The organism is Christiangramia sp. 3-2217-3z (assembly GCF_051195275.1).
GTDB lineage: Bacteria > Bacteroidota > Bacteroidia > Flavobacteriales > Flavobacteriaceae > Christiangramia > Christiangramia marina.
Genome location: NZ_JBNJLI010000006.1, coordinates 110376 through 131645, shown reverse-complemented (window position 1 = coordinate 131645; position 21270 = coordinate 110376). Strand labels below are relative to the sequence as shown.

General features: G+C 39.0%; 20 protein-coding genes. 8 read left to right on the top strand and 12 right to left on the bottom strand.

The window, feature by feature from the left end; translation table 11 throughout:
- Positions 1 to 30 precede the first annotated feature (30 nt).
- The 3 genes from ACSHZO_RS11780 to ACSHZO_RS11770 all read right to left on the bottom strand — a co-directional run bounded on the left by ACSHZO_RS11780 (position 31) and on the right by ACSHZO_RS11770 (position 2359).
- The gene (locus tag ACSHZO_RS11780) at positions 31 to 501 is read right to left on the bottom strand and encodes an ASCH domain-containing protein (protein ID WP_298247387.1); all 471 of its coding nucleotides are present in this window, start codon (positions 499 to 501) and stop codon (positions 31 to 33) included.
- Between the two features lie 101 nt (positions 502 to 602).
- On the bottom strand, positions 603 to 1346 hold the full coding sequence (locus ACSHZO_RS11775; protein ID WP_298247386.1) for a DUF3891 family protein: 744 nt from the start codon (positions 1344 to 1346) through the stop codon (positions 603 to 605).
- A complete protein-coding gene (locus tag ACSHZO_RS11770; RefSeq protein WP_298247385.1) occupies positions 1343 to 2359 on the bottom strand; it encodes a helix-turn-helix transcriptional regulator in 1017 nt (338 codons plus the stop codon). Before ACSHZO_RS11770 ends, ACSHZO_RS11775 begins: the two co-directional genes overlap by 4 nt.
- Positions 2360 to 2548: 189 nt before the next feature.
- Between ACSHZO_RS11770 and ACSHZO_RS11765 the strand changes: the two genes are divergently transcribed.
- The 7 genes from ACSHZO_RS11765 to ACSHZO_RS11735 are packed head-to-tail and all read left to right on the top strand — an operon-like array spanning position 2549 to position 8450.
- The gene (locus ACSHZO_RS11765; RefSeq protein WP_298247384.1) at positions 2549 to 4003 is read left to right on the top strand and encodes a glycosyltransferase family 2 protein; all 1455 of its coding nucleotides are present in this window, start codon (positions 2549 to 2551) and stop codon (positions 4001 to 4003) included.
- On the top strand, positions 3978 to 5039 hold the full coding sequence (locus ACSHZO_RS11760; protein WP_298247383.1) for a glycosyltransferase: 1062 nt from the start codon (positions 3978 to 3980) through the stop codon (positions 5037 to 5039). The genes ACSHZO_RS11765 and ACSHZO_RS11760 overlap by 26 nt, the downstream gene beginning before the upstream one ends.
- Entirely contained in the window at positions 5036 to 6094 is a 1059-nt protein-coding gene (locus ACSHZO_RS11755; RefSeq protein ID WP_298247382.1) for a glycosyltransferase, read from the top strand. The genes ACSHZO_RS11760 and ACSHZO_RS11755 overlap by 4 nt, the downstream gene beginning before the upstream one ends.
- Positions 6084 to 6953: a glycosyltransferase family 2 protein gene (locus ACSHZO_RS11750; RefSeq protein ID WP_298247381.1), complete on the top strand. Its 870-nt coding sequence runs from the start codon at positions 6084 to 6086 to the stop codon at positions 6951 to 6953. Before ACSHZO_RS11755 ends, ACSHZO_RS11750 begins: the two co-directional genes overlap by 11 nt.
- An 18-nt stretch (positions 6954 to 6971) precedes the next feature.
- Entirely contained in the window at positions 6972 to 7619 is a 648-nt protein-coding gene (gntA, locus tag ACSHZO_RS11745) for a guanitoxin biosynthesis heme-dependent pre-guanitoxin N-hydroxylase GntA (RefSeq protein ID WP_366878240.1), read from the top strand.
- A complete protein-coding gene (locus ACSHZO_RS11740) occupies positions 7619 to 8188 on the top strand; it encodes a hypothetical protein (protein WP_298247379.1) in 570 nt (189 codons plus the stop codon). Before gntA ends, ACSHZO_RS11740 begins: the two co-directional genes overlap by 1 nt.
- A gap of 1 nt (position 8189) precedes the next feature.
- Positions 8190 to 8450 carry a hypothetical protein gene (locus tag ACSHZO_RS11735; RefSeq protein WP_298247378.1) on the top strand — a complete coding sequence of 87 codons (261 nt, stop codon included), beginning with the start codon at positions 8190 to 8192 and terminating at the stop codon, positions 8448 to 8450.
- A gap of 49 nt (positions 8451 to 8499) precedes the next feature.
- Here the strand turns inward: ACSHZO_RS11735 and ACSHZO_RS11730 are convergent, their stop codons facing one another.
- From ACSHZO_RS11730 to ACSHZO_RS11690, 9 genes are all read right to left on the bottom strand, one after another.
- Positions 8500 to 9543: an L-dopachrome tautomerase-related protein gene (locus ACSHZO_RS11730; RefSeq protein ID WP_298247377.1), complete on the bottom strand. Its 1044-nt coding sequence runs from the start codon at positions 9541 to 9543 to the stop codon at positions 8500 to 8502.
- 64 nt (positions 9544 to 9607) lie between these two features.
- Positions 9608 to 10240 (bottom strand): SDR family oxidoreductase, encoded by a 633-nt coding sequence (locus ACSHZO_RS11725; RefSeq protein WP_298247376.1) that lies wholly within the window; start codon positions 10238 to 10240, stop codon positions 9608 to 9610.
- A 36-nt stretch (positions 10241 to 10276) separates the two neighbouring features.
- Entirely contained in the window at positions 10277 to 11278 is a 1002-nt protein-coding gene (locus ACSHZO_RS11720; protein WP_298247375.1) for an NADP-dependent oxidoreductase, read from the bottom strand.
- Positions 11279 to 11282: 4 nt separating this feature from the next.
- Positions 11283 to 11759: a MarR family winged helix-turn-helix transcriptional regulator gene (locus tag ACSHZO_RS11715; RefSeq protein WP_298247374.1), complete on the bottom strand. Its 477-nt coding sequence runs from the start codon at positions 11757 to 11759 to the stop codon at positions 11283 to 11285.
- Positions 11760 to 11761: 2 nt separating this feature from the next.
- Positions 11762 to 12187 carry a DoxX family protein gene (locus tag ACSHZO_RS11710; RefSeq protein WP_298247373.1) on the bottom strand — a complete coding sequence of 142 codons (426 nt, stop codon included), beginning with the start codon at positions 12185 to 12187 and terminating at the stop codon, positions 11762 to 11764.
- Positions 12188 to 12328: 141 nt separating this feature from the next.
- Positions 12329 to 12850 carry a DUF421 domain-containing protein gene (locus ACSHZO_RS11705; RefSeq protein ID WP_298247372.1) on the bottom strand — a complete coding sequence of 174 codons (522 nt, stop codon included), beginning with the start codon at positions 12848 to 12850 and terminating at the stop codon, positions 12329 to 12331.
- Positions 12851 to 12941: 91 nt separating this feature from the next.
- Entirely contained in the window at positions 12942 to 15068 is a 2127-nt protein-coding gene (locus tag ACSHZO_RS11700; RefSeq protein ID WP_298247371.1) for a catalase, read from the bottom strand.
- A 204-nt stretch (positions 15069 to 15272) separates the two neighbouring features.
- Entirely contained in the window at positions 15273 to 16226 is a 954-nt protein-coding gene (locus ACSHZO_RS11695; protein ID WP_298247370.1) for a GAF domain-containing sensor histidine kinase, read from the bottom strand.
- A complete protein-coding gene (locus ACSHZO_RS11690) occupies positions 16223 to 16504 on the bottom strand; it encodes a hypothetical protein (RefSeq protein ID WP_298247369.1) in 282 nt (93 codons plus the stop codon). The genes ACSHZO_RS11695 and ACSHZO_RS11690 overlap by 4 nt, the downstream gene beginning before the upstream one ends.
- A gap of 218 nt (positions 16505 to 16722) precedes the next feature.
- On the opposite strand from ACSHZO_RS11690, the gene ACSHZO_RS11685 reads away from it, so the two are divergent.
- On the top strand, positions 16723 to 21234 hold the full coding sequence (locus ACSHZO_RS11685; RefSeq protein ID WP_298247368.1) for an ATP-binding cassette domain-containing protein: 4512 nt from the start codon (positions 16723 to 16725) through the stop codon (positions 21232 to 21234).
- The last annotated feature ends 36 nt before the right edge of the window (positions 21235 to 21270 follow it).

Here is a 21270-nt window from a genome sequence, read left to right as displayed (position 1 = left end):
AATTTGGAAATGTTTCTTAGTATTTGGAGATCATACTTCACTATATATTCTTCTGAAATGTTCACAAACAATGATCATATTCTCATCAAATTCATCACTATAATTTTCCATTTCTCTTTCATAATAAGCCTGATGTACTTCTTTCCAATACTTAAGCGACTTGTCTCCCTCCCCTTCAATCTCTGCAAATTCCGCGGTAATTTGATTAAAAGCTACGTGTTCTATTTTGGTAGTATTAATGATTGCGTTGGGATTTCCAATCCAGTCTGTTACAATAGCAAGATTGCCAGCTTTCGGTGAAACTTCGTTATGCTGCTCGAAATACCAAAGTGAAGTAGCCGTGGCTTTTTTAATGTCTTTGACTACCAGGTCTGCGCATTCATCTGCATCCTTCTTATTATCACAAAAATAGTAGTGTGGAGGAATTGTGTTCGTAGAATAGTCTGGGTTAGAACTTAGAAACCTTTTCCAAAACTTTTCAATATCAGACCTAGCGTTCATATTCATGCCTTTTTTGTAGTTATTAGCATTACTAAGATCACTAGAAAACTTCAGTTAATTACACTAGTATGTAGAAAGAATCTGCTGAGCTCTATAAAGAATTATTTCAGTTTACTGATTTTCCAATGCCTCAGACTAATTGGAGTATTCCGAAGACAATCTTCAAATTCTTTATTTCCGGAGAATGACGCCTTTTCCAGCATTTTGTATTCACAACTTAACTCGAAAGAATTCTGTTCAAAGATCCACGGCTCTATAAAGATATCATCAGCTTCATTTCTTGAGATCACATATTTGGTATTCTGAATACTTGTGTTGATTTCAAGTTCCCGATTTTTGGCGGGTACTCCATTCTGGCAAAGTATGAGTGAACATCTATCTGCAAATACCATGATCTGGTAAAGGTCATGTACCTCCTGGTCAGTCATCGAATTTACTTTCATGAGTTCCTGTATTTCCACACTGATCTCATTCATAAAGCGATCAATCATTATGCTCTCTTCGGAAAGATCCTTGTATAAAAACTCCAGGTGTTTCATGACTAGAATAGTGACCCAACTAGACTTAAGTCTGGCTTGTTCCAGTAACCTGCGGCTTCTTTTAATGATATCGTTAATATTTCTGTCCTCGTCGAGAAAATCCTGAGGAGTACCAATATTGGTGAGGTAATCCTTTTCTCTGAAGTTTAACTGCCGGTCGTCATGTTCTACGATCGCAGTGAGGGTAGCAACCCAGTTTCTACCTTTAATATCTGGCTTCAGTTGGTCTGCAATTTTACCCGCCAGCAATCCATGTGCAGAATGTGAGAAGATCTCCCAGCCTTCAGCATTAGAATTTACGATCATACTTTTTCCTTATTTCTTACGGCAGTTGGAGTCATTCCATACTTTTCTTTAAAGATCTTGGAAAAATGACTTCTGCTGTTGAGTCCGATTTCATATACGATCTCACTAATGGTTTTATTGGTTTTCAGTAATAACAGCATCGCAGTTTCCATCCTTTTACGTTGAATGTATTCATGAACTGTGCAATTAAAAAGTATTTGAAACCCTTCCTGTAATTTGGTTTCGGTTATTTCAACAGATTGTGCGAGGGAGTTAATATTGCCAAGCTCTGAGATATTCTTATCTATTTGAAAGATCACCTGTTTTACTTTTTCCAGATCTTTTTGCCTGAGTACATTTTGATGGTCTTCAGGTTTACTGTCTTCCCGGTAGAGCATGAGCATGTAAGTAAGAAGCTCCAGAGCTTTTGCCCCGTGATAACTTATCCTTTCCAATCCAGGAGTTGTGAAATCTCTTAATTCCTGTATGAGATGAGACATCTTAAGGCTATATTGCGTATGGTGATAAAGCGTTCGCATCGCATTAGTATCTGCAAATATCCTGTGATAGATGTCATCCATATCTTCCAGGGGAAAAGTAAGTTGCTCTACAAATTTCTTTCTATCTACATCGAGCACTACTGCAGAGACCTTGATACATCCAGGAAACATAATCTTATTGCCGCTGCCTCTGTTAGCCCCAATTATTACTGACTGATCCTTCTCTATGTGATGCACGATATCTTCATCTCGGAACCTATGGTCAAGACGACCTTCAATAACATAGATAAATTTAAAAGGATGCACCATATCACCATGGAAATCTAAACAGGTATCACTCTCCAACTTTGTTTCGAATCTAAAGATGCCGACACCGTTAGGAAAATTTATTCCTGATATTATACCATCCCCATGCTCATTGGAAAACTCGATATAAGCTTCTCCATAATTTTCTGTATAGTCCGTTTCAAAAACAGATGCTAGTTCTTTTAATAGTGATTTGGCTGACGTTTCAGCAATTTTAATGGTCTGCATTCTTAGTGGTCGTTTTTAGTTATACTAAAATATTAACAAGTCTCTATTACTACAGGAATCTGAAGTTAAACCTTTCCTAATAAGAAGAATATCGTTAAGCTCAAATGTAAAACCGCACACTTTCAAGCGCGACTTCCACCAAATTCGTAAAAAGAAAAGGAAATTTTGAAAGTATCTCAAAACATTTTAATGCTTTGCTATGTCATGAATATTGTGATGATCATATCTTATTTTGCAGTAGGTTTTGAAATGACTTTGATCATAACTTTAAGCCTGTTAAGTCTTCTAATGTTGGTAGAATCGATCGCAAGAATTAGATTCTGCCGCCGCCAGAATAAAATTAGTTCAAAATCTTCCAGGCTTCAAAAGTCACCAAGAGTTTCGATACATATTGCCATTTGTAATGAACCTTCAGAATTGGTTATCAAAACAATTCGGGCAGCTCTTCAGCTTAACTATGAAAATTACGAGATCGTAGTTCTGGATAATAATACTTCAGATAAAAAGCTATGGAAACCGGTTCGGGAATTTTGTAACAGATATCCTGAAAAAGTGATCTTCAAACACTTTGACAAACTTGATGGATACAAGGCAGGTGCTTTGAATCAGTGTCTGAAACTAATGCATCCAGCTACGGAATATATATTTACTGTAGATGCAGATTATATTTTGAAACCTGATAGTCTTTGTAAAGCTGTAGCGGTCATTAATGGTACAGATGCAGCAGTGGTTCAATTTCCTCAGCATTATACACTTCATCACGAGCGTCATGGATTATTCAACGAGCTGGAACACTTTTTCAGTGGGTATGCTGAAGCAGGGAACCGTAGTCTTTCTACTTTACCAACCGGTACCTTAAGCATGGTAAGGGTAGAATCATTATTATCTGTTTCAGGATGGCCTACAGATTCCCTTACAGAAGATGCACACCTGGGAATTAAATTTCTATCTGAAAAATTTACTACCTACTTCTCAAATCAAATTTTAGGGCAGGGAGTTATGCCGGGAAGTATTGCAGATCTACGCAAACAAAGACATCGCTGGGTATATGGAAATACTCAGTGTTTCCTGAAATTTTGCAGTCTTCGTGTGCAAGACCAGTGTAAATTATCAGTTTTCATGCAATTATCTGCCTGGGTAAATTTATTGTCCTTCCCAATTGTATTTAGTTTAATCTATATACTGGCAGAAATATTTACGAGCTGGCAGATTTCAGACTGGATTCCAATGCTTATCCTGAGTCAATTTAGTATTTACGTGTTCGGTAAATTATTCTTATTTCTGTCCAATTCTAAAAACACCTTTCAATATAATTTTAAAGCCTTCCTGATCCATTTAGCACTGAGTTTTGAGATGGCTTTTTCTCCCATTATGGCTTTAATAGGAATGCCGGCAAGTTTTGTCACGACCAGCAAATTTGCATCGGTTTCCAGTCTCAAACATATTCCGCTCAGGATTCCAACGCTTTTATTTATGATGACGATGTTATTATTTGCGGTGGGAAAAACTGGAATCGCCATGTATAGCCTTCAGGTAAGCTTGCTTTTTCTATTATCAGGAATTTATCTCTATTCAGAATTTACACCTAAATCGATTAACCAACTAAAAATACTTCCGGATGAAAATAGCCATTCTCGCGCATAATAAATTTCCAATTGCCGAGCCGTATGCCGGAGGATTGGAAATGATTACTCACCAGCTGGTGCAAACGCTTATGGAACGGGGACACGAAGTTCATTTGTATGCGCTATCCGGTTCAGACCCTCAGTTTGACGTGACTTCTTTGGATATTGTTCAGGTTGCAAATAATGAGTTGACCGAATCCAAAATTGATGAACTTATGTATAGAAATGTACTGGAGATCATTGAATCCATAGATTATGATGTGGTACACAATCACAGTATGCATGAACTACCGATCATTTGGGGAGCAAATAGCAGGCACCAGTTTCTTACTTCCTTTCATACACCGGTTTTTGAGAGCATTCATTCGGGCCTTGAAAATATCTTCGGAAGAGATCATAGTGAAAAATTTAGCGTGGTAAGTAAAAAATTAGGCGAGACTTATGCTCACTTACTTCCGGAAAAAAATGTAGTCTATAATGGAATTGACACTGCTGCATGGACTTTTTCCAAATCTGCTGAAGAAGATAAACTTTGTTGGATTGGTCGTATTTGCAAGGAAAAAGCCCCACATCTGGCTATAGATTATGCTTTAAAAGCAAATAAGAGAATTGTTCTGGCCGGACCACTTAGCAATTCTGAATATTTTAAAGAATATGTAGAGCCAAGATTAGAACTCGATGGAGTCGAATATATTGGACATCTGAAGCATAAAGGTTTAAACAAATTAATTGGTTCCTCTGAAGCGACCTTATTTACCAGTGTGTGGGATGAACCTTACGGACTCGTAATTGCTGAATCACTCGCTTGTGGAACGCCTGTAATATCTTTTAATGTAGGAGCTGCCCCTGAAATCCTGACCAAAGAGACAGGGTTTCTTGTGGAACTTGAGGATGAAAGAGAATTTATAAATGCAATCAAATCCTGTAAGAAGCTTGACAGAAATGATTGCCGTGAGAGAGCTATAGATTTTTGTGACAAGGCGCAAATGGTGGATGCCTATGAAAACCTCTACGAAACAATGATCTCTGAAAAGCTAAAAAGGGTTGCGGTATGATAGGGTATTACGCACATCAGCATGGTAGTGGTCATCTTAATTTTGCCCGCTTGTTTGCAAAGGTTTTTGGTGACGAGATCTGCACTTTTAGTAGTTTAAAAAAGTCTGGGGCTATGAAAGGGCAATTTGTGCAGCTGGCAGACGAAAATCCTGATGGTACAGCAAGCGAAGAAAACCAGATTGCAGAACCAGATTATTTGCACTACAGTCCGGTTGGACAAAGATCTATACAATTGCGAAGCGCTCAGATCCTAAAGGAAGTTGTGGAAAGGAACATCAAATTGATGATCGTTGATGTAAGCGTAGAAATCGCAGCGTTGATGAGAAGTTCATCAATACCTTATGCTTACGTCAAACTTCCAGGTCACAGGGATGATGCGGCACATGTACAGGCTTTTCAAGGTGCAGTATTTGTTCTTGCATATTACCCTGAAGAATTTGAAAGCGAGCAAACACCTGTTTGGCTACGGAAGAAAACGATCTACCTGGGCTTTATTACCGATCGGAAGGTCGTGCAACAAATAATGGCTTCTTCAGAAGAAGTGAATAATATCCTCGTGATTAGTGGGGGAGGAGGAAACGAAAGACTTCTTAAATCGATCAATGTACTTCCGGAACGTTTTATTTCCGCAGAGATCAAGGTTATCGGGATGCCGGAGGAAAGCTTCAATAGTGCCAGAATCAAGAACTGTGGTTATGTTCAAAATTTTCAGAATCTGCTTGAGGAGGCTGATCTTGTGGTGGCGAATTGCGGACTCAACTCCGTAACCGAAATCTTACAGGCTAAAAAAGCTTTTGTGGCGATCCCGGAAGAAAGACCCTATAAAGAACAGGAAACTACAGCAACTCATCTATATGAAACTGATCTGGCCATAGATCTCAACTCACTCTTTGAACTGGAAGATTCAGAAATATTAAAGCATATAACATGGGATGTGGATGATGAACTCAGGGCCATTAGCAAATTGAAAAATCATTTCAACGGGAATTGTAACCGACTACCATTAATTCCCGAAATATTTGCAAACCAACCAAAACAGCAGCATGCAGAATAAAGTAAATTTTACAGTCATCACGATCGTTAAAGGTCGCGAAGAACATTTACATAACTTACTACGAGGTGTCAGGAGAAGCAGTCTGCAGCCAGATGAGATAAGAATTGTGGCGATTGATGATTTACCAGATGTATCTGCTTTTCAAGATTTACCTATTGAGGTTTCTCAAATTAGTTCCAAAGGCGCAAATCTTCCGATAGCTGAAGCAAGGAATATAGGCGCTCAAAATGCCAAATTTAACCAACTGATATTTCTCGATGTGGATTGTATTCCTCATCCAGATTTTTTTGCCGATATGATCACGCAAGGTCTTGCTCATAAAACATTGATTATGGGTAATCCACATTATCTTGAGAGTAGCATTCCGAAGAATTTTGAATTGAACGATCTTGAAAAACTTAGCGCTGCACATCCTGCCCGGCCAGCAATCAAAGAACTAGCCGAAGCCAGTGATTATATGCTTTTCTGGAGCCTCGCTTTTTATATTCCCAAGCAGTTATTTAAAGTACTGGAAGGTTTCGACGCCCAGTTTACAGGCTACGGTGCAGAAGATACAGATATGGCTATGAAAATAAGTCAGCTTAAAAGTATTTATCCATTGCTATTGTCACCCGCCAAGGTTTATCACCAGCAACATCCGGTGCATTCACCACCAGTTCACCAGGTAGAAGCGATTGTTATCAATGCACGAATATTTTACGATAAATGGGAACGATGGGTGATGGAGAACTGGCTCGAGGAATTTAGAAATCTCGGGTTGATCCAATGGGAGGCAGATGGAAGCACTATTGAAATCTTGAAGAAAGCTGATAAAAATTTGATAGAGCAGTCCTACAAGCCACAAGCTGCATACATGTAGAATTAAAATTGAATGAAGATGAAAACGAAAGAGAAATTTGAACACTGGATCCTTGAGGAGGATCATCCTTGTATCATGGCGCAAACGGTATTTAGCCAGGAACATGTGAAAACCAAGCAATACGGTAAACTGGGAGATCCCCAGCATACCAGTATCTTGCTAAAGGACCTTGAAAAGTATATCGCAGAGTATGATTTTGAGACAAACGATTTCAAATCTTTCATCGCAGTTTTTCCGGAATCAACTATTGCTACAGAAGATGAATTTGAGCTGTTATTATGGAAACAATTAGAAGAAATTGAGAAAATAGATACGGTAGACTGGGATCCTTCAGTAAGTCGGGATCCTGAAGATGATAATTTCAGTTTCAGTATTGCCGGAAGATCTTTTTATATTGTAGGTATGCATCCTAATAGTTCGAGAAAGGCTCGTAGAAGTCCCTATCCTTCCATAGCCTTTAACCTGCATGCGCAGTTTGAGAAATTGAGGGAAATGGGAGCTTATGAAAAGGTGCGTGATAAGATTAGAGAACGAGATAAGGAACTTCAGGGCACTATGAATCCAATGTTAGAAGACTTTGGATTATCAAGCGAAGCAAAACAATATAGTGGTAAGGCGACCGGTAAAGACTGGGTTTGCCCATTCCACCAATTAGAAAAAGAGTAATGAAGAACTTTTTTATTGATAATAGAAAGGCAATTTATGGTGGAATAGTAGCTACCGTACTCACAGGGTTAGGAATATTCCTGTTAGGTCAGCTTTCCGGTTATGAAGCTAAAGAACTTATTGAATCCTCTCATAGTGGTCTAAACATGCTTTGCAATACGATCACCCTTGCTTCTGCGACGATACTTACCTTGTTACTAACTTTACTGGGAATAAGTACCGGTACTGAATCCAAGTTGAAGAGCGCCCACTATTATCAGGTTCTGGATATCGCAAAACTCGATACCATCCTAATAGTTAGTGCAATTGTAATGTTTCAATTATTCAATATTCAAATCACCGAAGCAGATAATGTTCCTTTAAACTGGTATTCATCGATTTACTGGATAAGCTTATTCTGTACTTCAGTATTAAGCGGAATGATGATCACGGTTGTACTGATGCTTTATACCACCATTACAGCGATCATACACATAGTTGGTCTTAAAAATGACCATAGATTAATTACCAGGGAAGATGAGGAAGAGGAAATGAAGAACGAAAAAGAGAAGATGTTGAACGAAAATTAATATGATGAATGCTACAGCGAAACACTTGCAAACAATCAATTCGATCCTGTCCAGAAAACAACTGAGCAAGAAAGAATTTAAATTTTTAAATAGAATTGAAGCGGACCATGTAAGAAGTATATCAATCACCACCGATGGTGGTTTCGATCCGGAATCGGGAGAATTTCATAAAGAAGATCGCCCATTGAATTACAAGATCAGACTTAAATATTCTGATGCAGGAAATCTTCGGTTTAAATGTTTACACGCTGAAAAAGCATAAAAAAAGCAGATCATAATTTGATCTGCTTTTTTTATAAAGTAGTTCAAGATTATAGCTGAATCCTGTAAATACTGAATTCCATATCTGAAATATCTCCTTTCACCTCATTGATCCTCGAATTCGTATAATATAAATATCCGTTGTAAAGACTAAAAGTATCTGCCCAGCGTATTTTTTCACCCTGTGCAAGAACTTCCTGCTCTTCCAATTTGGTATCGAATCTCATGATAGCATTATTTTCGAGATCTGCCAGGTAAAGCATTCCATCGGAATTTAGAATCATCCCGTCTGGTGCAGTCGTTTTTGAAACTTTCTTTACCGAGTTCTGAATCTCCTCCTTAGATCCATCGCGAACAGTTTTTGTTGGAACAGAATAAAGCGTATAGCCCGTTAAGGCATGGTAGTAAAGTAAACCTTCCGCTTCATCCAGTGCAATTCCATCTGAATGTATCGTGTTCTTATACTGTTCCCCATTGATCGTTAATTCGTCGGTTTCGGCCAGAGTAGAGTAATGGTCGCTTAAAACACGTTTGCTTTCTCCAGTTTCCATATTTATAACAACCAGACCAGCGTGATTTGAATCGGTTAAATAAATGTGATCGTTCGCTTTATCCACACGCAGATCATTTATATAAGAATCCCTGTAAAAACTATCTTTTCCTAATTCAAATATATGCTTCAGCTTATTTGATTCCAGGTCAAAGACGAATATTCTCGGATTATTCACCACTCCTTTAAAAAGCGGATTTCTGGTGTCCAAAACGAACAACTCATTTTCAGAAGCAATGACAGATTGCACCGCCACAAATATGGAATCCTGATCCTTTTCTCCAACTTTCCAGCTATTCCATCTGGCATCTGGGTAAGCTACAGCCTCCTTGTTTTCACCGATCTCCACAACAGAATGCTCGACATTCTTTCGCCATCTCGGAAAATTCGCGAAGATCCTTCCTTTTGTGCTAATGCTAATTCCTGTAACCTGCTGCCCCTTGAATGCCGTCACTTTTTCGACTTCAGATTGGGAAACTATCGGTTCCTGGCTCGTTACTTTCTGAGAAAGAACTATCAGGATTAAAAGTAATAATCTTTTCATAGCTTATTTTTTAGAACAGAAAAGAACTGAAGTTCATTCAGTTCTTTTCAAATATGTTGACTTATTATGCCTTTACAGCATTGTTGATTTCAGTATCGCCGGAAAGAATTTCAAAAGTTTGATTACTTCTTACATCATCTTCCAGAACGGCTACCAACGTACGAGCAACATCTGCTCTGGAAATCTCACCCATTTCTGAAAACTTTTCTTTTAGTTTGATCTTCCCAGAAGCATCTTTGTTAGTTAATGATCCAGGTCTTACAATCGTGTAATTTATACCACTGGATCTTAGATGTTCATCTGCATTCTGTTTTGCCTGAAGATATTCCTGCAGATCTTCGCTTACTGAAGGATCATCTGCTCCCATAGAACTTAACATCACAAATTTCGAAGCTCCGGAATTTTTAGCAGCATCAGTAAGCTTTTTAGCTCCCTCCTGGTCTACACCTATAACATTCTTCCCACCAGAACCAGCAGCAAAGATCACTTTATGCGCGTTTTGAGTGGTATGGCTCAGGTCTTTCTCCAGATCCCCCAGAATAGTCTTTACATTCTGAGATTCGAATTCTTTTTGTTGCTCTTCCTTACGTACCATGGCAATTGGCTCATATTCTGAAGAGTTTTTAAGTAGATCAACAATAATTTTTCCAGTAGTTCCGGTTGCTCCGGCAACTAATACATTTTTTCCTTTACTCATAACTATTATTTTTAATTAACAAATTTCTAAATTTAATCACTTGTTTTCGAAGGTTTCGGCAAGGCTTACGATGACTTTACCCTGGGCTCTACCTGTAGCTAGATACTCGAAAGCTTCCACTGCTTTATCGAAAGAATATACCAGGTCAATAACCGGTCTAATGGTTCTGTCTTCCACCATCGTCTTGATTTCCTTAAGTTGAGGTGCATTTGGCTGCATCCAGGTTAAGGTATATTGAGCGGATTTTTCCTTGATAAGTTTGCTGAGTTTTTCAGGCATTTGATAGTCGTTCATCCCCATTTGCTTAGCCGTTTTTTCATCTGGTGGTCCAACGATACTTGTAACTTTTCCGCCATCTTTAATGATCTCGAAAGCATCAAAAGTATAATGATCTCCGAGGGTATCGAAAACGATATCCAGGTTGTTCGCAACTTCCTTATAATCTTCGTTCTTATAGTCGATCACTCTATCTGCACCAAGTGCTTTGACCCATTCCACATTCGTATCACTCGTGGTCGTGTAGACTATAGCACCTATGGATTTGGCGTACTGGATTGCGAAGCTACCCACACCACCGGAACCTGCATGTATTAGGATTCTATCGTCCTTCTTGATATCAGCCTTTTGTAGCGCCTGCATCGCGGAAAGCCCGGCAAGTGGCAGAGAAGAAGCTTTTTCGAAAGTTACGTTATCAGGCTTATGTGCGATCACATTAGCGTCTACGGCTACAAATTCAGCCACAGTACCCATGTATTCCTGTGGTACACGACCATAGACTTCATCTCCAACTTTGAAGTCTTTAACTTTACTCCCAATTTCGACGATTTCTCCGCTCATATCATAGCCGATCCCGGTTGGAAGATCCAATTTCAGCATATCTTTTAGATGACCCTGTACCAATTTGTAATCTATTGGATTAAGAGCAGCAGCCTTTACAGCAACTAAAACATCATTATCGGCTATTTCGGGTTTGCTGGTTTCAGCAAATTCAAGACCGTCCTTAATTTCTCCGTATTTCTTTATTTGTAGTGCTTTCATATTTTTATTTTTCTGAATTTATATTCATTTCCTTTTCATTGTTCAATATCTCAATCCAGGAATCAAGTGTTTTCTTTAATAGCATAACATCTGTAACCTGCACGTCCTCATTAAGTAGCTTTCCAAGCAGATCTTTAGGAATGTTCCTGGCTTGTTCTTTATAGTCAAATCCCTTCCTGGTTAAATTGACTTTTACTGTTCTTTCATCTTCGGAAGAGCGGGTACGTACCAGTAAACCATTCTTCTGCATACGCTGAATGAGAGGTGACAAAGTATTAGTGTTGAGTAATAGCTTTTTCCCGATTTGATTAACGGTTTGCTCATCTTTCTCCCAGAGCACAAGCAATACCAAGTATTGCGGGTAAGTTAGTCCCATGGTATCCAGGTAAGGTTTGTACGCCCTTGTAATTAATCTGGACACAGAATACAAGGGAAAACAAATTTGATTTTCTAATTTTAGATTCTCATTTTCTTCCATCATTATCATCTCTTAGAATTTCTCCAGGCAGTCCATGCGCCGGTAGACCATAAAACCCAGGCTATTAGTACAGGCTGAAAAAACAATCTTATAAGTCTTGCTCTATCTGAATCCAGCACTCCGAAAGCATCTTTACCATCAACATACTGCGCGATATTTCCTGGAAAGATCAGTACAAAGAAAATGGCCAGGAACCAGCCAACCTTAACACGCTGGTTTTTCCAGAAGAGTAGGGCAAGACCCAGAATCATTTCAACGATCCCGGAAAGAATTACCACTAGATCTTTACTCATTGGCACCCAGTCTGGCACTTGCGCCTGGAAGTCTACACGGTTAAAACTTAAATGACTAAATCCTGCGTAAATCATGAAAACCGAAAGTAGTATTCGGAAGATATTCTGTAGGGTAGTAGTTTCAATATAATTCTTCATAAGATATGTTCTACACGCGATTATGTCGTGCACGATGCAAATGTAAGTTGAATGACTCGTTATGGCTACAGACTTATCAAAAGTTTAACTTCTATGGATAGTATTCTGCTTTCAATGATGTAGGAAGCGATCTAGTTACACTTATTTCCTACGTACATCTTTTAAGAGCCAGTCATTTACAGGTCTTTTATCATGGGAGTGGATCACCACAATATTCCCAGTTGTTTCAAAAACTACTGCTTTTACATCTTCAAGTTCTACGATATTTGCTTCTCTTAATTTGGATCGAAGGTCAGTTACCGTTACTCTGGCTTTGGTAAGATTATCATGAAGGATATCATTTCCATCCATTAAGAGCAGCGGAGAATTATCTATAGCTTCTCTGAAAAAATCCCATCTCCGTAGATAGGCTGCGACTAATTGGAATAGGTATATAAAGAAGAGTCCGATCATTCCTTCCGGAAGCGTTACAGAATCAGACAGTACAGTAGAGGCCAGCATCGATCCAACAGCAACGGTCATCGCAAAATCAAAACTGGACATTTTTGAAAAGCTTCTTTTTCCGAATATTCTGGTATAAATTATAATGGATATATAGATTCCCAGACAGGATATTACAATCGCTAAAGCAGAATCTAATGTTAAGTCAAACCATTTTTCCATAATTATATACTTTTAAAAATCATTGAACTCAATTCCTGTTTAAATAAAAAAACCGCTGGTATTCACCAGCGGTTTTTCTTCCTGAATACAGTTAAACAGGTATAGACATTGCTTCGTTCTGTCTCGACCAGTTTCTGTGAGCTGCGATCTGTTCAATGAACTTTGCTGGAGCTTTATCGATCAAAACGGCGGCATCTTCTTTGAACTTATCCAGATAAGTACTTTCGATCTTACCCATCACATCTTTATCCAAAGCAATTGCTTTGCAATGTTTCAGCGTTTCGTTGATGAACTTTGCTGTTTTAGGAGCTTTGTTTAAAGCTTCGAGACTTTTAGTGCCTCCCGGAATATAAATCGCATCAAATAGAACACTTTCCGTAGTTAATAAAGCAGCGTCCACTTTATGACTTTTGCCTTGATCACACTTTACAGTACCACCATGAGGGGCCAGCAATTGAACCATCGCTCCTTTATCTTCTAAAGCTTTTTTCATTTTCCCCATCGACTCACCATCAAAGCCATTTCCAACAAGAAAACCGATCTGGCGTGTAGCAATACTATCAGATTTTAAATGAGTAAGGCTAAGTGCTTCAGATTTCTCGAGATAGTTCTTTTTCTTAGGTGGTTGATGCTTTTCAACATCGGCATCTGCTCCTATAGCCTGGTTTACCGGACCTTCAACTTTACTTGGAATTTCCATACCCAATCCTTCAGCAACCTTAGCTGCAAGATCCTCATCGATCTGATTGATGATATAAAGCATACGTTCCTTGATATGATCGTAGGTACATTTTCCTATTTCGAACGTATAAGCATCTGCAACGTGATCTTTCTCCCAGTCGGTTAAACTTCTGTAGAACAGCGCTGGTTGAGAATAATGATCATTAAAGCTTTCGCTTCTAGCTCGCGTCTTTCTACCATCAATTCTTTCTTCATAAGGAGTAAATCCGCCCTCAGCCATTTTTGCAAGATGTGGGCAACCTCCACCAATGGAATTAGGAAAATATGCAGTCTTTCCTTTGTTGATCGTCATTCTCATATGAGCGTCACGCTGATTGTTATGCGTTTCGTTCACCGGGCGGTTAATTGGTAATTCGTGGAAGTTAGGACTTCCAAGCCTCGATAACTGAGTATCTATATACGAGAATAATCTACCTTGTAGTAATGGGTCGTTGGAAAAGTCTATTCCGGGTACGATATGACCTGGGTGGAATGCCACCTGTTCAGTTTCTGCAAAAAAATTGTCTGGGTTACGATTTAGGGTCATTTTACCAATACGTTGTACCGGCACTATTTCTTCAGGGATGAGTTTCGTTGGATCCAGAATGTCGAATTCGAACTTATGTTCATCTTCTTCAGGAATGATTTGAAGACCAAGTTCCCATTCTGGAAAGTGTCCCGCATCGATCGCATCCCAAAGGTCTCTTCTATGAAAATCGGAATCTGCTCCATGAATTTTTACTGCTTCATCCCAGGTAACTGAATGTGTACCTAATAATGGCTTCCAATGAAATTTAACGAAATGAGATTTGCCTTCAGCATTAACTAATCTAAAAGTATGAATTCCGAAACCTTCCATCATTCGCAGACTTCTTGGAATAGCACGATCACTCATTACCCAGATATGGTTATGCAAGGTTTCCGTAGTAAGGGAAACGAAATCATAGAAAGTATCGTGAGCAGATGCCGCCTGTGGTATCTCACGATCTGGCTCAGGCTTTACCGCATGAATTAGATCAGGAAATTTCATGGAATCCTGAATGAAAAATACCGGCATATTGTTTCCTACAAGATCAAAAATTCCTTCGTCTGTATAGAATTTCACAGCGAATCCACGAACATCTCTCGCCAGGTCTGCAGAGCCTTTAGAACCTGCCACGGTTGAGAATCTTACGAAAACGGGAGTTTTTCTGCTGGTATCTGTGAAAATGGGAGCTTTGGTATATTTGTCCATACTTTCATATAGTTCAAAATATCCATGAGCACCACTTCCTCTCGCATGAACGATCCTTTCCGGAATTCTTTCATGATCAAAATGGGTAATTTTTTCTCTTAAAATAAAATCTTCCAGGAGAGTAGCTCCTCTTTCCCCGGCCTTCAGGGAATTGTTGGTGTCATTTACCTTTACACCCTGGTTGGTAGTCATTGTTTTACCTTCGGCATTCTTGGTATCCCTTGTGAGATCCTGGGATTTTTTATCCTTCTCTTTCTCGCTCATCTTTTGATTAATTTATTAATATGGTTGAATTAAAATTAGCAAGTAAAAATGAAACAAGTGTGCGATATAGGATCGCCTGTTTGTCGTTAGAATATTTTTAGGAGAATTATAACAGTAAGTGGTCTGTCTTTTAAAATTCTTAACAAAACTGACCCTTCCCTTTTCATTTCGAATTCTGGAAATGGATATGGAAGATTATGAATTTTAATTTGCCTGAATTTGGTTAAATTCAGGTTTTGAAATGGAAAAGTTAAAGGTAGTACCTTTATTAAGTGTGCTTTTTACCGAAATTTCTCCATTCATGGTATCCACCAGTTTTTTTACTGTGCTTAGTCCAATTCCATGACCTCGCTCATCTGGTGTACCATTTACGTTAATGACAGTAAATAGCTCAAAGATTTGATCCAGGTTTTCTTCAGGAATACCAATCCCATTATCGGTAACAGAAAAATGATAAAACTCTTCATTCTCAATACAGTCTATATCGATCACGATCTCTTCAGCATTATTATATTTTAAACTGTTGCTAATCAGGTTCATCATTATTTGCCCTAATCCTGCACAATTTCCCAGAATATTGAGATTTTCTTCCGGAAGGCGAATATCACAATTGGAATCTATATGCAATAGATCAATGGTATCTTCAAGTAGATCATTCAGAAAGAATTCTTTTACTTCCGAAGCTTTTGAACCATCTTCAGAATAATATTCCACTAAACCAGTGATGTATTCACTTAATTTTAATCCGGAATTTTTTATATAATCGAGATATTCTTTTCCCTTATCATCGAGTACGCTGGCATATTTTGCCTTTACAATATCTGAGGTGATAATCATGTTGGCCAGGGGCATTTTAAGATCATGGCTCACATTACCAGCAAATTCCCGAAGGATCTTGTTATTTTCAAGCTGATTATTTTGTGCCTTTTTTAGTTCGGTGTTTTGAAGGTGATATTCATATAAGATCTCTACCTGTCTACCCAAAGCGATTAAAGATCTTTTTTGATGTATGCTTAATTTTTTAGGTGTTTTGTTGATCACACACAGCGTTCCAAGCGGCAATCCTTGTTTATTTAAAATTGGAACGCCAGCATAGGATCTAAAATGGGTTTCTTCATTCAGAACCAGTGGATTGTCCTCAAAGCGAGTATCTTTCAAACATTATCCACCTCGAAGACTTCATTGGGTTTTAGTATTGCATGTCCACAAAATGAAACATCGTGGCCGGTTTGATCTGCTGCAAGACCTTTGTTAGATTTGAACCACTGAATATCCTTATCGAGAATGGTAAGCAGCGCTACAGATGTACCACAAATCTCACTGGCCAGAGTGGTAATAGTATCGTATGATTCCTGCGGAAGTGAATCTAACAGGCCAAGTTGTCGTACACTTCGTAATCTCAGATCTTCATTGTCCGGTATTTCGGCTTTATTCATGTAATAGTACTATTAATAACGCTGGTTGTAGCATTGCCTTTACAGGGTCGAAAGTACGGTTCTCCAGATCCTCTTCCAAATATGTAAAAGTTGTCTAATTCTCCAGGATCAAGGGAGCCTTCGATCCATAGATTGACAAAATCATGTTTTAAAATAGTCCAAAAGCGATTCCCGGCAGATAGGTTGATGAGCTATAAGATTCTCTATATCTTTAATTTTTGAAAAAGAAATACAGATCTATGCGCATCATCAATGCTTACCAGAATAACCTGAAGAATCTTAGTCTCGAGATTCCCGAGAACAAATTGATCGTTATTACGGGACTTTCAGGTTCGGGTAAATCATCGCTGGCGATGGGAGTTATAGGGAATGAAGGCTACAGGTTCTTCCTGGAAAGTTTGCCGGCATATAATCAACAGAATGCAAATCTTATTCCTACTGCGGAAGTTGACGATATCGAGGATCTACCTCCGGTTATTAAAGTAGAACAATCCAAAAGGTTTCAATCCATCAATACCACCTTCGGAACCCTTTCTGAAATAGCATCGGTTTTCAGAATAATTTTCGCCCGTTATTCCGCAAGTAAGCCTATGAATAAATCTCTATTTTCCTTTAATCATCCCAAAGGTGCCTGTGAAACCTGTCGCGGAATTGGTGAAGCTGAATATATTGATATTGAAAAACTGGTTGGTGATGAAAATAAGACTTTAAGAGAAGGCGCCATCACTACCACTTTACCGGGTGGTTATATCGTCTATTCTCAGATCACTGTTGAAGAACTCGATAAAGTATGCCACGCGCATGGTTTTAGCGTGGATATTCCCTGGAAAGACTTAACAGACGAGCAAAAAGATGTTGTCCTGAACGGAAGCGATCGCCTCAAAGTTTTCTACGGAAAACATACGTTAGAATCAAGATTGCGCTGGGAAGGCTTTAAGGCGAAACCAAGAGAGGAAGGTTATTATAAGGGAATGCTTCCCATTATGCAGGATATTCTTAGAAGAGACCGAAATAAGAATATATTAAGGTTCGCCAGTTCCAGTATCTGTCCCGCATGCCATGGCGCCAGGATCAAACCGGATCATCTGAAGTTCAAGTGGCAAAACAGAAATTTTGCGGAATGGATGGATATACCCCTTTCAGAATTACATAAACTCTTAGGTAGCCTTGATCTCAAGGGTGGAGAAAAGGACCTTGTTAGCAAGATCCAGGTACAGCTTAATGATCTGGTACAATTAGGAATGGGCGATTATTGTCTAAGTACGCCAAGCTCTAAGATTTCTTCTGGAGATGCACAACGTGTCAAGTTGATCAAACAGGTAAACAGCAATCTGCAGGGAATACTTTATATTTTTGATGAACCTTCCATTGGCCTGGCAGAAAATTATCAAAAGCATCTTCGTTATATTCTACAAAGATTGATCGCCAGGGGAAATACGGTCATGGTCGTGGAGCATGATCTTAATTTTATTCGCTCCGCCGACTGGATCATAGAATTAGGTCCTGAAGCTGGAAACAAAGGAGGAGAGATCATCTTCAACGGTCCAATAGAACAATTTCTAAAATCTGAATCCATTCCCAGTCCTACTCTGGCGGAAATGAATGCTTCGGAAGAAGATTCTTTAGAAGTTTTAAGTAATTCCGTAGCAACAATATGTGCGGAAACAGGACGACTAACAGTTATAAGTCGGAAGAATGAAGCCATCGAAAAGAGGCTTCAGGAAATTTCAGAAGAAAGAGATCTGAAGCTGGTTACCGTGAGTGATCAGCCCATTGGAAAAACTCCGCGTTCCAATCCCGCGACCTATACCGGCTTAGCTGATAAAATTCGTGATCTTCTGGCAAAATCTGATGATGCGAAGACTCGCAAATTAGGTAAAGGTTCATTTTCATTTAATAATAAAGCAGGTAGATGTGAAGAATGTGAAGGTGCAGGGGTAATAAGTCTTTCCATGAATGTGATGGGAACGATCAACCAGGTTTGTCCTGTTTGTAAAGGTAAACGCTTTAAAAAGGAAGTACTGGAAGTTAAATGGAATGGGAAGAACATTGCAGATATCTACAATCTAAGCATCCTGGAAGCAATCGATTTTTTCTCAACAGACAGGAAGATTTTGAATATCCTCAAACTTATGAAGGATCTCGGACTGGAATACTTAAAATTAGGACAACCTTCCAATACCTTATCTGGAGGAGAAGCCCAGCGAATCAAATTGACCAGGAATTTTGCCAAACCTTCCAGGGATAATATTTTAATACTTGAAGAACCCAGTATTGGACTGCATCAGCGTAATGTTCGACAATTAATTACTGCTTTGCATAAGCTAAAAGAACAAACAGCAGGTATCGTTTGTTTTGAAAACCATGAACTTTTCAAATTACAAGCAGACGCTTATTTCGATAATTCGCAATCTGCGCTGGAATCTTCTAAACCAGAGTTAGTGAACCAGCAGACAGATAAGATCAGGATTAGGGGAGCGCGTACGCACTACTTGAAGGATCTTGATCTTGAATTGCAAAAGAATTGCTTGAGCGTGGTCACAGGTATCTCGGGATCTGGGAAATCTTCCCTGCTCATAGATACGGTGCATGCTTATGGGATGCAGGAGATGACGCGGCAATTTTCAGCATATCAACAGTCGAGGGTTGGGGTAAATTTTCAAATGGAAGTCGATCAAGTTGACGGATTAACTCCCACGATCTGCGTGACCCGAAAAGTGCCTAATTTTACAAAAAGGTCTGATCTTGCCAAGCAAACAGGTATCGATAAACTTTTAAGATTTGCTTTTTCCCGTAAGGCTGAATTTGAGGGGGAAGAACTTTCAGCCAGTCATTTTTCCAATAATCACGAACTTGGTAAATGTAAGATCTGTGACGGGCTGGGTGAAGAACTGCTACCAGATGTTAAGAAGCTTGCACCCGACATTAATTTAAGTATTTCAGAAGGAGTTTTTGAACATAATAAGGCGCTTGCCTATTATGGGCAGAGGGACAGCCAGTATATGGCAATACTCGAAAAAGTAGGGCAGGAATATGGTTTTGACAGAAATACTGCTTTCAACCAATTTTCCGAAGATCAAAAGAGGATCATTTTCGAAGGAACCGGGGAGAAAGTTTGGGAAACCCAGTGGAAGTTTAGAACCAAAACCAGGGAAGGAACTCAGCAGATCAAAATGAAATGGGAAGGCCTGGATAATTACCTCAAACAGGAATATTATAAAACCCGAAAAAACAAATTCATTGAAAATTTAACTGCTCTGTTCACACCGGCTATATGTAGCAATTGCTTCGGAAGTGGACTGAAACCGGAAAGATTGAAATTTGAGATTGGTGGCCTGTCTATTCGCGAGATCAAGAACCTTGATTTTTCCGGGATTGATACCTGGATTCAGAATGCAAGCACCTATTCACAAATCGATCAGGAATTAATTGAAAAGATTCAGCCATTTCTTAAAAATACGATACACAGGGCAACTCAGCTACATATAGATCACCTTCAGTTAAACCGAAAATCTCAAAGTTTATCTGGTGGGGAAAACCAACGGGTGGCTTTGATCACGCAGTTAAATAGTCCGTTAAAAGGAGTTACTTATCTTCTTGATGAACCTTCCGCAGGACTTTCAGGACATAATATTCCAGATCTTATTGCGATTCTAAAGGAATTGGTAGCCAAAGGAAATACTGTACTTGTCATTGAGCATAATAAGGAGATCATAGAGGCTGCGACCGAGCTGATTGAAATTGGTCCAAAGGCTGGGAGAAATGGCGGACAAATTACTTTCCAGGGAACTCCTGCAGATTTTGTGAAACAAGAAGATACCCATGGCTATTTCAAAAACCAAAATGCCGGAACCGAGTTTACTTCTGAAAGTGAGCGCAAAATTGAAATACATGGAGTTTCGCGTTATACTTTGCAACGCAAGCTTTTGGAAATTCCAGTTGGAGGGATCACCGCGCTTAGCGGGAAAAGTGGGATTGGTAAGACAACATTGGTTAAGGACATCATTATCCCTTCTATTAGAAATCAAAAACCAGTTTATTGCGAGCAGATAGCATATCCTGAAAATTATAATAATGCACATTATTTTGAGGCAAAGAAATTAAGATCACATTCTGCCACCTTATTGGTTTCTTACCTGGATTTTCTAAAGGAAATTGGAAAGATCTTTGCTGAAAATTCGAAATTGAAACCTAAGGATTTCTCTTATAAAACGAAGACGAGTCAGTGTCCCGATTGTAAAGGAAAGGGTTACATGGAAACGAGTCTTGATGTTACTGCCAATGCTGTGGAAACCTGTGAAACCTGTCAGGGACAGCGGTATAAACCAGAAATTCTGGAACATACGATTTATAATAAGAATATCGCTGAGGTTCTTAATCTGGATCTTCATGGCTTTGAGGCCTGGTTGAAGCAACATGGTGACCTCGAGAAATTATGGGAGGTTCTGGAAAAACTTGAGGAAATAGGTCTTGGTCATTTAAATTTGGATCAACCTATTCAAAGTCTGTCTTCAGGAGAGAAGCAGCGTCTATTGTTGCTGAACTGGCTTTTGCAAGGTAGTAAGGATGTACTGTATATACTTGATGAGCCTAGCACTGGCTTACATTATGAAGATATAGATTTGCTCCTAAAGATTCTGAAAGATCTAAGTATTGAAAATGATATTCTGGTGATCGACCATAATGCATATTTACTGGAAAAAATAGGTGTCGGTTTAGAACTGAAGTAGCGTTGTTTATGGAATTAAAGATCCGGTATGATTATA